The sequence below is a fragment of the Stappia sp. genome, assembly GCF_048261845.1.
GTDB lineage: Bacteria > Pseudomonadota > Alphaproteobacteria > Rhizobiales > Stappiaceae > Stappia.
On sequence record NZ_JBLXFR010000017.1, the window covers coordinates 1 to 12156 of the forward strand.

At 65.8% G+C, this 12156-nt stretch carries 11 protein-coding genes and 1 tRNA gene; 4 read left to right on the top strand and 8 right to left on the bottom strand.

Translation table 11 applies throughout. From position 1 onward, the window contains the following. On the top strand, positions 1-1018 hold a 1018-nt coding region (locus tag ACN0T5_RS09230), incomplete at its 5' end, for a dihydrolipoamide acetyltransferase family protein (protein ID WP_417768336.1). Positions 1019-1022: 4 nt separating this feature from the next. Further along, positions 1023-2411: a dihydrolipoyl dehydrogenase gene (gene lpdA / locus ACN0T5_RS09235; protein ID WP_417768337.1), complete on the top strand. Its 1389-nt coding sequence runs from the start codon at positions 1023-1025 to the stop codon at positions 2409-2411. A gap of 286 nt (positions 2412-2697) precedes the next feature. Here lpdA and ACN0T5_RS09240 read toward each other — a convergent pair whose 3' ends face one another. The 5 genes from ACN0T5_RS09240 to ACN0T5_RS09260 are packed head-to-tail and all read right to left on the bottom strand — an operon-like array spanning position 2698 to position 7322. Beyond that, positions 2698-3504, bottom strand: coding sequence for an SDR family NAD(P)-dependent oxidoreductase (locus ACN0T5_RS09240; protein WP_417768338.1), 807 nt, complete (start codon positions 3502-3504; stop codon positions 2698-2700). Further along, positions 3504-3971, bottom strand: a complete 468-nt coding sequence (locus ACN0T5_RS09245; RefSeq protein ID WP_417768339.1) for a PPC domain-containing DNA-binding protein — start codon at positions 3969-3971, stop codon at positions 3504-3506. Before ACN0T5_RS09245 ends, ACN0T5_RS09240 begins: the two co-directional genes overlap by 1 nt. Beyond that, positions 3968-4549, bottom strand: coding sequence for a hypothetical protein (locus ACN0T5_RS09250; RefSeq protein ID WP_417768340.1), 582 nt, complete (start codon positions 4547-4549; stop codon positions 3968-3970). The genes ACN0T5_RS09245 and ACN0T5_RS09250 overlap by 4 nt, the downstream gene beginning before the upstream one ends. Further along, positions 4546-6156, bottom strand: coding sequence for an acyl-CoA synthetase (locus tag ACN0T5_RS09255; protein WP_417768341.1), 1611 nt, complete (start codon positions 6154-6156; stop codon positions 4546-4548). The genes ACN0T5_RS09250 and ACN0T5_RS09255 overlap by 4 nt, the downstream gene beginning before the upstream one ends. Next, positions 6153-7322, bottom strand: coding sequence for an acetyl-CoA acetyltransferase (locus ACN0T5_RS09260; protein ID WP_417768342.1), 1170 nt, complete (start codon positions 7320-7322; stop codon positions 6153-6155). Before ACN0T5_RS09260 ends, ACN0T5_RS09255 begins: the two co-directional genes overlap by 4 nt. A gap of 139 nt (positions 7323-7461) precedes the next feature. Between ACN0T5_RS09260 and ACN0T5_RS09265 the strand changes: the two genes are divergently transcribed. Both ACN0T5_RS09265 and ACN0T5_RS09270 read left to right on the top strand, forming a co-directional pair. Continuing rightward, positions 7462-7923, top strand: coding sequence for an Lrp/AsnC family transcriptional regulator (locus tag ACN0T5_RS09265; protein ID WP_417768343.1), 462 nt, complete (start codon positions 7462-7464; stop codon positions 7921-7923). Between the two features lie 203 nt (positions 7924-8126). Continuing rightward, positions 8127-8200, top strand: a tRNA-Cys gene (locus tag ACN0T5_RS09270). Positions 8201-8367: 167 nt separating this feature from the next. Here the strand turns inward: ACN0T5_RS09270 and ACN0T5_RS09275 are convergent. From ACN0T5_RS09275 to ACN0T5_RS09285, 3 genes are all read right to left on the bottom strand, one after another. Beyond that, positions 8368-9969 carry an amino acid adenylation domain-containing protein gene (locus tag ACN0T5_RS09275; protein WP_417768344.1) on the bottom strand — a complete coding sequence of 534 codons (1602 nt, stop codon included), beginning with the start codon at positions 9967-9969 and terminating at the stop codon, positions 8368-8370. A gap of 68 nt (positions 9970-10037) precedes the next feature. Next, on the bottom strand, positions 10038-11390 hold the full coding sequence (locus ACN0T5_RS09280; protein WP_417768345.1) for a hypothetical protein: 1353 nt from the start codon (positions 11388-11390) through the stop codon (positions 10038-10040). 33 nt (positions 11391-11423) lie between these two features. Next, positions 11424-12104 carry a YggS family pyridoxal phosphate-dependent enzyme gene (locus tag ACN0T5_RS09285; RefSeq protein ID WP_417768346.1) on the bottom strand — a complete coding sequence of 227 codons (681 nt, stop codon included), beginning with the start codon at positions 12102-12104 and terminating at the stop codon, positions 11424-11426. Positions 12105-12156 lie beyond the last annotated feature (52 nt).

Below are 12156 nucleotides of genomic sequence, written 5' to 3' on the forward strand. Positions count from 1 at the left end.
GCCGTCCGAAGATGCTGGCAGCGACAAGGCGCCCGCCGGGACCGCCGTTGTAAGCAAACCCGCAGCGGCAGCCGCGACGGCGACGAAACCGACGGCAAAGGGCGCTCCCCCGCAACAGCCCGTGCCGCATCCCCCGCTCGCCAGCGGCGAGAAGCCACTCGCCTCCCCTGCCGTTCGCCGCCGTGCCCAGGATGCCGGCATCGACCTGCGCCTGGTCGGAGGATCCGGCCCGGCGGGACGCATCCTGCACGAGGATCTCGACGCCTATGTCGAGCACGGACCTTTGACGGCGCGCCAGAGCGGCCGCGTGCCGGCAACCGGCACGCGCGACGTCAAGGTCGTCGGAATGCGGCGGCGCATTGCCGAGAAGATGGCGCTCGCCAAGTCCCGCATTCCCCACATCACCATTGTCGAGGAAATCGACATGAGTGCGCTGGAGGACCTGCGCGCCCAGCTGAACGCCCTTCACGGCAAAAGTCGCGGCAAGCTCACCGTGCTGCCGTTCATCATGCGGGCCATCGTGCTCGGCGTTCAGGCCCAGCCGGAAATGAATGCCCATTACGACGACGAGGGCGGCGTCATTCACCAGCATGACGCGGTCCATATCGGCATCGCCGCGCAGACGCCGGCCGGACTGACCGTCCCCGTCGCCCGCCATGTGGAAGCCCGCTCCCTCTGGGAATCGGCGTCCGAAGTCGGGCGCCTGGCCGAGGCCGCGCGCGAGGGCAAGGCGAGCCGCGAGGAACTGTCCGGCTCCACCATCACCATCACGTCCCTCGGGCCGCTTGGCGCCATCGCGACGACGCCGATCATCAACCACCCGGAGGTGGCGATCGTCGGCATCAACAAGATGGCGGTGCGCCCCATGTGGGACGGCCAGGCTTTTCAGCCGCGCAAGATGATGAACATCTCCTGCTCCTTCGATCACCGGGTGATCGACGGCTGGGATGCCGCCGTCTTCGTGCAGAAGCTGAAGAGCCTGCTGGAAACCCCTGCCCTGATGTTCGTCGAGGACTGAAGCCATGAGCGACATGACCTGCAAGCTGCTGATCGTCGGGGCGGGACCCGGCGGCTATATCTGCGGCATCCGCGCCGGCCAGCTCGGCATCGATGCCATCGTCGTCGACGAGCAGAAGCCGGGAGGCACCTGCCTGAACGTCGGCTGCATCCCGTCCAAGGCGCTGATTCACGCCGCCGAGGAGTTCCACAAGCTCGCCCACTACAACGGCGCCTCGCCGCTCGGCATCACGGCGGCCTCTCCGGCCATCGACCTGTCGGCGACGATCGACTGGAAGGACGGCATCGTCTCCCGCCTGAATGCCGGCGTCGCGGGTCTGCTGAAAAAGTCGGGCACGCGTCTGATCTCCGGCAGGGCGACCTTCCAGGACGGCAAGACGGTCAAGGTCACGACCGGCGACACGTCCATCACCATCCGTGCCGAGCAGGTGGTGATCGCCACCGGATCCGCGCCTGTCGAATTGCCGTTCCTTCCCTTCGGCGGCAAGGTGATCGGCTCCAGCGAGGCGCTGGCGCTGCGCTCCGTGCCGGAAAAGCTCGTGGTGGTGGGCGGCGGCTATATCGGTCTCGAGATCGGCACAGCCTACGCCAAGCTCGGTTCGAAGGTCACCGTGGTCGAGGCGGCCGAACGCATCCTGCCGCAATATGACAGCGCCCTGACGCGCCCCGTCCTGAAGTCGCTGCAGGGGCTCGGCATCGAGGTGCACCTGGCGACGAAAGCCAAGGGCCTTGGCGACAAGGGCCTCGTGGTCGAAGCGCCGGACGGCGCTGAGCGGGAGATCGCCGCCGACAAGGTGCTCGTCACCGTCGGCCGCCGGCCGCGATCCGACAGCGCCAACATCACCAGCCTGGGCCTTGCGACAAACGGACCGTTCCTGCGCGTCGACGACCGCTGCCGGACGTCGATGCAGGGTGTCTACGCCATCGGCGACGTGACCGGCGAGCCGATGCTGGCCCACCGGGCGATGGCACAGGGCGAGATGGTGGCGGAGATCGTCGCGGGACATCCCCGCAGCTGGGACAAGCGCTGCATTCCCGCCGTCTGCTTCACCGATCCGGAAATCGTCACCTGCGGCCTGTCGCCGGAGGAGGCCAAGGCACAGGGCGCGCCGGTGACCACCGGGCAGTTCCCCTTCTCCGCCAACGGCCGGGCGATGACGATGGAGGCCGAGGACGGTTTCGTGCGCGTCGTGGCGCGCAAGGAAGACGGGCTCATTCTCGGTCTTCAGGCGGTCGGACACGGTGTGTCGGAGCTCTCCGCCGCCTTCGCCATCGCCATCGAGATGGGTGCGCGCGCCGACGATATCGGGGCGGTCATCCATGCCCACCCGACACAGAGCGAAGGCCTGCAGGAAGCCTGCCTGGCCGCCCTGGGACACGCGCTGCACATCTGAGCCCGCCTCCTCTTTTCCCGTTTGCCGGACAGAGAACGACAACACCCGGGATCGCCTTGCGGTCCCGGGTTTTTCACATGCGATTGCAGTCATGTTGCGGAAGCGGCCCGCGTGGCCACGCGGCGGATAGCGACGGCGGCAAGGCAACCCTTGAGCCGGGAACGCGGCGTGTTCCCGGTATGGTATTGCCTTGCCGCCGCCACCCACCGGATCCGTCAGAAACGGTTCCGGTGGTGGGAGCAGATTGGCCCGGCCTTGCGACCGGACAAGCACGTGACGCGCCGGATCAGGCCTGCGTGGCCCTCTCACCGACGCCGATCCCGGTCGCCAGGTAACCGCCATCAGCGACGAGCACCTGGCCGGTGATGAAGCCGGCTGCCGGCGACGCCAGAAATCCGATGGCCTCGGCCAGTTCCCGCGGCTCGCCGTAGCGGCCGAGCGGCATGCGCGCCGTCCACTCCGCCTGGTTGCCCGCCGAGTGGAGGCCGGACACCATCGGCGTTGCCACCGGGCCCGGGGCCACCGCGTTCACGCGGATGCCGAGGGCCGCAAGCTCGACGGCCATCACCTGCGTCAGGGTAATGACCGCCCCCTTGGAGGCGCCGTAGGCCGTGCGACCGGCATTGCCGATCAGGGCGGAAACGGAGGCCACATTGACAATCGCCGCGTCCGGATGACGGTCCGCCCCGGCGAACATCCGGGAACAGAGGAACGTACCGACGACATTGACGTCGAACACCTCGCGCATCATCGCCGCGCTCGTCTCCATGAACGGGACGTTTCGGGCAATCCCTGCCGAGTTGACCAGTCCGGCCAGCGGCGCGTCGAAACGGCTGCAGACCTGCTCGAAGGCGCGGGCAAGACGAACCTCGTCGCGAATGTCGGTTGCGATCTCCAGCAGGCGCCCGGAGGCCACTTCCGCGCTGTCGCAGACCTCGTCGCGGGCGGCGGCCAGGGCCCCTTCCGACACATCGAGCATGGCGACCCGCGCACCGCGCGCCAGGAACCAGCGCGTCGTCGCGAGACCGATGCCCGAGGCACCGCCCGTGACCACGAAACAACGGCCGTCAAGGCAACCGGCGGCGGCGTCCATCAGGCCCGCAGCCTGTCGCTGTCGCCCTCGAGATGCGCGGCGATCACCCCGTCGCGCGGGGCAAGCCGCGCGTCGGCGGGTTCCGCCAGCCATTCTTCCAGCACGATCTCGAAGGTCACGCAGACCGGGTTCTGGCCGGCGACGAAACGCCCCCCGGCGACCGTCCCGTTGGGGGCGGCCAGAAGGCCGACAAGCGTCGCAACCGGATTGCCGTCCTCATCCGGCAGGACCTCGCCCGCAAGGCCCACCACCTCGACCGCAGGGCCGCGCAGGACCCGGATGTTGCCGTTCGAAAGGCTGACGCAGGCATCGGTCAGGCTGCCAAGGCTGCCGCGCAGGAAACAGCGCTCGACACCCTCGCGCAGGCAGATCTTCTCCACCCCCTGGACGAGGTCCTCGTTCGGGTGAACACGGGCATAGAAGATGCGCCCCGTGCGGCCGCGTTCGATTTCCACGTTTTCGCTCATTGCACCCCTCCCAGATGGCCGACTGGCGAAAAGATCGCATGATTGGTTTCCGCGTCCGGCACCTGCCGGATGTCGAGATCACCCAGCAGCGTCATGCGCGCGACGAGGCCGCCCGGACCGATGCGCGTCGCCGTGGTGTCGAAATGACCGCCGGCAACCTGCCCGTCATGCGGATCGACGAACCATGCGTGGCAATGGACGAGCGGCTTGCCGTCGAGACCCGTGCCCAGCGTGGCGGCACCGCCCTGCACCGACACGGTGCCGGCATCGCGCATCGGGGAATAGGTGACGAGCCGCGCCCCGCTGGGATCGCGAACCGCCAGGCAGTAGACGCAAGGGGCCAGCGATCCGTGCAGGATCGCGAAGGCGGCGGAACCGCGTCGGCTTTTCCCCGCCCCTGCCTTTTCGGCCTCCACCAGTGCATCGGCCAGACTGGCCCCCTCCGGCAGGCAGATGCGAAAACTGCGTGCAGTCTCGTCGGAGAGCACCGTGAACCGTTCGCGGGCGACCGGTCCGGGGTGGCGCAACAACCGCGCCGGCGCCGGCCGGACCACGGGGGGAATGGCAGGCGCGATCATGTCGCCGCCCCCGACATGCGCGGCAGCGCCATGCGCTCCTCGATCATCTCGCGGACGAGCTTCTTGGTCACCTTGCCGTAGCCGGAGCGCGGCAGCGCCTCGACGATCTCGAAGCGTTTCGGGATCTTGTAGCCGGCGATGCGCCCGGCAAGATCGGCGCGCAGTTCCTCTTCCGTCACGCCGGCCCCTGGCGCCAGCACGATCGCGGCGACGCCGATCTCGCCCCATTTCTCGTCGGGGATGCCGACCACGCAGGCCTCGGCGACGGCCGGATGCGCAACGATCTTCTCCTCGATCTCGAGCGGGTAGATGTTGGATCCGCCGGAAATGAACATGTCCGAGGCGCGGCCGGTGATGAACAGGAAGCCCCGCTCATCAAAATGGCCGATGTCGCCGGTGCGGAACCAGCCGTCGCGAAACGCCTCGGCATTGGCGGCCTCGTTGCGATAGTAGCCGTTGAAGACGGCCGGGCCGCAAACGCAGATCTCGCCGTTTTCGAACGGCGGCAGCGGCTTGCCCGCATCGTCCTGGATCTCGATCTGCATTCCGGTGCGTGCATAACCGCAGGTGCCGATGCGCACGCCCGGCCCGTCCTCGGCCGCATGGCAGTGCGGCGGCAGCACGGTGATGTTGCCGGTAACCTCGCCAAGGCCGAAATATTGCACCAGGCACGGCCCGAGTTTCTTCAGGGCGAGCTTCTGGTGCTCGCGCAGCATCGGCGCGCCGGCATAGATCACGTAGCGCAGCGAGGAATGGTCGTGGCGGTCAACGGCCGGATCGGCGACCAGCGCGCTGACGATGCTCGGCACCGTGAACATGTTGGTCACCCGGCGCGTCTCGATCAGCCTGAACACCTCGTCCGCATCCAGGCTGCGCGACGTCGTCAGGACGCTCGGCACGCAGCGGGCCACCTGGATGAGCTGGTGGATGCCGGCGCCGTGCGACAGCGGCGCGACGACGAGCGAGACATCGTCTTCGCTCATGCCCGGCATCAGGTCGGCCAGGTGATTGTTGATGACGAAGGCCATCTGGCCGTGGCTGAGCACCGCCGCCTTCGGCTTTCCGGTGCTGCCGGAGGTGAAGAAGAACCAGCAGGGATCGTCGCGCTCGACGGGCGCGGCCGCGAACGGCGCGCCCTGGCCGGCGCGCACAAGATCCCCATAGGCGTGCTCGCCGCCACGCGGATCGTCGAAACACACGACCAGTTCCACACCGGCGGCCACCGCGGCATCGGCATGCGCGGAAAACTCCGCGTCATAGATGATGGCGCGGGCGCCCGAGGAGGTCGCGATATGCGAGACATCCGAAGGCAGGATGCGGAAGTTGGTCGGCACCCAGACCGCGCCGAGCTTGAAGACCGCGAACATCGTCTCGAACATCTCGAGCGAGTTGCGCGCGTGAATGATCACCTTGTCGCCGGGGCCGATGCCGAGACGGGCAAGCGAGGTCGCCAGTCCGTCAACGCGCGCGTTCACGTCCGCCCAGCTCCAGCTCCGTGCGCCGTGGATGACGGCATCGCGCTCCGGATGGCGGGTTGCGGCCTGGGTGAGAAGGTCGCCCAGGTTCATCACGCGGTTCGACATGCGCTGCGCGCCCTCGACCCTCATTTCAGCCGCTCCAGGATGGAGACGTAATTGGCGACCGCCGCGCCGCCCATGTTGAAGACGCCGGCAAGCTCGGCCTTCGGCAGCTGCATCTCTCCCGCGTCGCCGCAAAGCTGCATCGCCGCCATCACATGCTGCGACACGCCCGTGGCGCCGATCGGATGACCCTTGGACTTGAGACCACCGGAAGGGTTGACCGGCAGCCTGCCGTCGATGGCGGAAACGCCCTCGTCGATGACCCTGTGTCCCTCGCCCGTCCGGGCGAGCCCCATCGCTTCGTATTCCAGCATCTCGGCGATGGTGAAACAGTCATGCGTCTCGACGAAGGAAAGATCGGAAACCCCGACCTGCGCCCGTTCATAGGCGGCATTCCAGGCCCGCGCGGCGCCTTCGAAGGACGTCTTCGAGCGCCGGCTGAGCGGCAGGAAGTCGTTCACATGCTCGGCGGCGCGGAAATAGACCGCGCGCGGAGCGCTGGCCAGTGCGGTGTCGACATCGGAGAGAACCATCGCGGCCGCGCCGTCGGAGATCAGCGAACAATCGGTGCGGCGCAGCGGGCCGGCAACGATCGGGTTCTTCTCGGACACCTCGTTGCAGAAGGCGAAGTCGAAGGCCTTGCGCATATGCGCATAAGGATTGCTGACGCCGTTGGCATGGTTCTTTGCGGCGATCCGCGCAAGGCTCTCGCGGCGGTCGCCATGAGCCTGGAAATAGGCCTGGGCGATATTGGCGAAGACCCCGGCGAACCCGCCGTCGACCTCCGCTTCCTCGCGGCGGTAGGAGGCGCCGAGCAGGATGTCGCCGACAACCGGCGTCGGCGTTGCGGTCATCTTTTCGACGCCGACGACCAGCACCCGGCGGGCACGACCGCTCTCGATCTGGCGGATGCCGGCATGGATGGCGGCGGAGCCTGTCGCGCAGGCATTCTCGATGCGGGTTGCCGGCGTGAAGCGCAGCTCCGGAACGGCCAGCGCGACGAGGGAGGCCTGGAAATCCTGTTTGGAGAAGCCGTTGTTGAACGCCCCCAGGAAGACCGCATCGATCTCCTCGGCGCCGACGCCGGCATGCCGCAGACAGTCCGAAACGACTTCGGCGACCAACTCCTCCGCACCGGGTTGCTCGGACTTTCCGAACTTCGAATGCGCCCAGCCGACAATACAGGCACCCATCGCGAACCTCCCGTTGCGACATCCCCACTCATCAGTGTGAATATAGACCCGGAATTTCAGCTAAACTTGCCTTTTTCCGTCTGAAATCGAGTATCCTCTGCATGAATTTCGTGCATTTCGTCCAGAGAAGGGTTTTTCCATGCAGCCGCTTGACGATACGGACCTGAAGATTCTCCGGGTGCTCCAGCAGGACGGATCGCTGACCGTTTCGGAAGTCGCCGAGCGCGTCGGACTTTCGCAATCGCCGTGCTCGCGCCGCATCAACCGGATGATCGAGGACAGGATCATTCTCGGGCGTTCGATCATCCTCGACCGGCGCAAGCTCGGCTTCGATGCGACGATCCTCGTGCGCATCAAACTCTCCGGTCACGGACGCCAGTCGATCTCCGTGTTCCAGGAAGCCGCGTTGCGCATTCCCGAGATCCAGGTCGTGCAGCTGATGCTGGGCGAATTCGACTTCAATCTGCGGGTGGTCGTGCGCGACATGGATCATTTCCAGGCGCTTCTGCGCGAGAAGCTCGTCATGCTTCCCGGTGTGCACGAGATTCAAAGCACCGTCATCCTGGAAGAAACAAAATACACAACACATCTTCCGATCTAGACCACCATACCTACAATACAGCGCTATACATCCGGCCGCATATCAACTAATATGAATTATATATTCAAAACTATAAAACAACTTTTTTGAGGCGATTAGGTATCAACATATCTTATTATAATAATTGAAAGGCAAAACTTTACTCACTAGCCTGAAATTGTCCTGCCGGGGAGTTGCTCACGTCCTGAACCCGGCAGGCCAGAGGCCTCGTGGCGGAATGGCGACGCAAGGGATTGCAACTCCCTAAATCCTGGTTCGAATCCAGGCGAGGCCTCCAACTCTCCCCCTTTCCGTACCTTGTCTTGAGGACCGTTCCGGGCGTCGCTGCGGCAAACGGAGTGACGTGTTTCAAGGGGCGCTGTGGTCAACAGCCCCGCGCGCACCTTGCCGGGGGCCTCCCCGACAAGGCAAACAGCACCTTTCGTCCCGGCTCCGGATCTTCTCTCAGGCCGTCGCCCGCTCCGCTTGTGCCGGCGCGTCAAGGCGTGCCCGCAGGGCCTGCCGGTCGATCTTCCCGGTCGAGGTCTTGGGCAGGGCCTCAAGCAGCTCGAAGCGTTCGGGGACCATGTAGTTCGGGACGAAGCCGAGGCAGTGACGCTTGAGCTTGCGCGTATCGAGATCGCTGCCCCGCGCGACGAGGAAGGCTGCCAGATAGCGCGTCCCCTCGCCGTCCATCTCGTCGACAACCGCCGCCTCGCCAATTGCCTCGTGCCGCAACAGCGCGGTTTCCACCTCGCCGATGTTCACCCGGAACCCCCGGATCTTCACCTGGGTGTCGCGGCGGCCGACATAGTGGAAGGTCCCGTCCTCGCCGATGCGCACCAGGTCGCCGGTCCGGTAGACGGGATCCGGGTAAAGATCGTGCCGGGGGTCCTGGATGAAGCGCGCCGCCGTCATCTGCGGGTCACGCCAGTATCCTTTCGAGACGGTAGGGCCCCTGGCGCAGAGTTCGCCGACCGATCCGGCATCCTCCAGCAAGGCGCCGTCCTCGCCGAGTACCAGCGCCTCCATGTGCTCGCACGGCGCACCGATGGGCAGCGGGCCGTCGCCGGGAAGCGCGGTGACGGGGTGACAGGTGACGTCGTTGAACTCCGTCGCGCCGTAAACGTTGAAATAGAGCGCCTGCGGAAGCTTCGACATGAGATCACGCAGGTCCGCCGGCGGATAGGGCTCCCCGGCAAAGAAGATCAGGCGCAACGCGTCATGGCGCGTGCCGTCCTCCGGCAACTGTCTTGCAATCAGCCGCAGCACCGAGGGCACCGACTGCCAGACGGTGATGCGGTTGTCGGCGATGAACTCCACCAGGTCGACCGCCATGAAGGCGATGCCCTGCGGCACCAGATGCACCGCGGCGCCGTGAGCCAGCACCGTCCACACGTCGAAGAGCGAAAGGTCGAAATGCAGCGGCGCATGCGCGGAAACGCGATCCTGCGCCGTCAGCCCGAATTTCCACCCGGCCCAGTCCGAAAAGGCCGTGATGTTGCCGTGGCTGATCATCACGCCCTTGGGGCGGCCGGTGGAGCCGGACGTGTAGAGGATATAGGCCAGGTCGCGGTCGAGCGCCCGTTGCGGCAGCGGAGCCGGCTCCGTGTCCTCCGGCGAACCGGCGGCAACAAGACACAGGCGCGGATCGCTCCCCTCGCCCGTCCCCTCGCCAACCAGCAGCACCGGCGGCACGCTGACACCTTCCTCCAGCAGCGCCGTCAGCCTCGCCACCTTGTTGGCCGACGACACCAGCGCCTTCGGCTCGCAGTCGCCCAGGATATGAGCAAGTCGCGGGACCGGCCCCGTCGGGTCGAGAGGAACGCAGATCGCATCGGCCTTCAGGACAGCCAGCAATGCGGCGACAGCCTCCGGCGACTTGTCCAGATAGATTCCGACGCGGTCGCCCCGCCGGACGCCCTGCCCGGCAAGGCGGCTGGCGAGGTCATTGGAGCGGCGGTCGAGCTCGGCCCGCGTCCAGCGCGTTTCTCCCATCACGACGGCAGGCGCGTCCGGGTCGAAGCTAGCCATCTCCTCGAGCAATCGCGGCATCGTGCGTGTCATTTCAGCCTCCTTGCCTCTCCGCCGTTTTCCGGGCCGGCCGGCCAACAGGGGCCGGCCCTGCCGTGCGGCTACAGGTCGTAGCGTCCCATCAGCCAGGCAAACAGCTGGAACCGTTCGCCGAGGAACCGTTCCGCCTTGCCCCACATCTCGTCGTCGGTGATGTCGCTGGGATACTTCCGGCCAACCTCGGAATGCGCGAACAGCGGGCGCAACAGCGTCAGCGCCAGGATGTAGAAGAGGTCGTGATCCATCTTGTAGCTCTTGCGACGATCACCGTCCCACTCGTTGCGGATCGCCTCGCGGTGCTTCTTGAGAAGCTGCATGTGAGGGATGAAATAGCCCCACATGCGGCGCGAGATCTTGCGGATCTCGTCGTCGGGAACCTGCGGGAAATAGCCGGAGATCTTCGCCGCGATCGGATCGAACTCGAGCAGGTTCTCGATCGTGTACTTGTCGAGGGCGGTCGGATAGCCGAGCTTGCCGACCATGCGGTAGATCGCGCTGGCGAGATCCCGCCATGCCTGCATGGCCTTTGCCGGTCCCGGCAGGTGGTTGATGTCCTGAACGGAATCGAGATCGATCAGGAACAGTTGCCGGTTTTCGACGGAGTAGACGAAATTGCCCCAGTCGCCGGAATAGCGATACATCTCGGCAAGCGAGAAATCGTGCAGCAGCTTGCCGGCCTCACGCGCGAGGGCACAGATCACCGCCAGACGAACACGCTCGTCATCGGGATCGCCCTCGATGCCGAGCGCTTCCCGGATGGCGTCGTAATGCGCATCGAAGTCCGGATCCGTGCCGCGGGCAAGTCCGGCGCCGAACAGGATCTCCGAGATCCGGTAGGACGCGGCACCCGGCGACAGGGTCAGCACGGCGCCCATCGGCTGTCCCTGGAAGTTCAGGTTGCCGCCATACTCGATCACGGCCAGCGGCGCGATGGTCGGGATGCCGTGTTTCACCAGCCGTTCGGACGACCAGTATTCGCGATGCGCGCGCTCGTGAACGATGCCGCCGATCGGGCTCGGCGAGCTGTAGGCGTATTTGTACTCGCATTCGTTCGAGATGCCGAAATGCGGATAGGTCACGAGATATTCGAGCAGGTCGGTGAGCGGGGGAACCGGATCGTTGCCCGCATCGTCATGCAGCTTGTTGGAATATTCCGCGTCGCCCGGAAGGATCGGATTCCACAGCCCGACGCCCTTGAGCTTCGCCGCATGGAAGGTAACGGACGGATTGTCCTTCAGCGCGATGGGCTCGTTCAGCGCCTCCCACGATCCCCGGCCACGCCGCGTGAAGGTGGGCACATGACCGTTCCAGCTGGCAATGTCGAGCAGGCGCTTGAACTCCGCCTCGGAGATCGTCAGCCCGTCGAACTGGTGGGTGATGGTGTAGTCAAGCTTCTGGTGCGTGTTGATGTTCATCGAAAGTCATCCCGAAACGGTTTGAAACTGCGGTCAGGCATAGGTCCGGCTGCCGAAGATCGCCGAACCGACGCGCACGCTCGTGGCGCCATGGATCACCGCCTTCTCGTAGTCGCCGGACATGCCCATCGAGCGGCGATCGAGACCGGCATCGTCGGCAAGCGCGGTCAAAAGCTCGAAATGCGGTGCAGGGTCCTCACCCGCCGGGGGGATGCACATCAGCCCCTCGATGGCGAGGCCGAGGTCCTTGCGGCAGTGTTCGACAAAGGCAATCGCCTCGTCCGGATCGATGCCCGCCTTTTGCGGCTCACGGCCGGTGTTGACCTGTACGTAAAGGCGCGGTGCGCGTCCCTGGCGGGCGATTTCCTTGGCGATCTCGCTTGCGATCTTCTCGCGGTCGACGCTCTCGATGACGTCGAACAACGCCACCGCGTCGCGCGCCTTGTTGGATTGCAGCGGGCCAAGCAGGCGCAGCTCCACATCCGGATACTCGGCCTTCAGCGCCGGCCATTTCTCCTGCGCTTCCTGGACCTTGTTCTCGCCGAAGACACGGCATCCGGCGGCGATCACCGGACGTATCGCATCCGCGTCGAACGTCTTGCTGACGGCGACGAGTGTCACCGGACCGACATCCGCCTCGCGCACTTCCTCGGCCGCCGCGATCTTTCCCAGAACTGCCGTCAGCCGGCCTACCGATTCATCGCTGGTCATCATCCCTACTCGCTCACACATGGTTGCAGGAGCCGGGCCCGGAGCCGGGCACGGC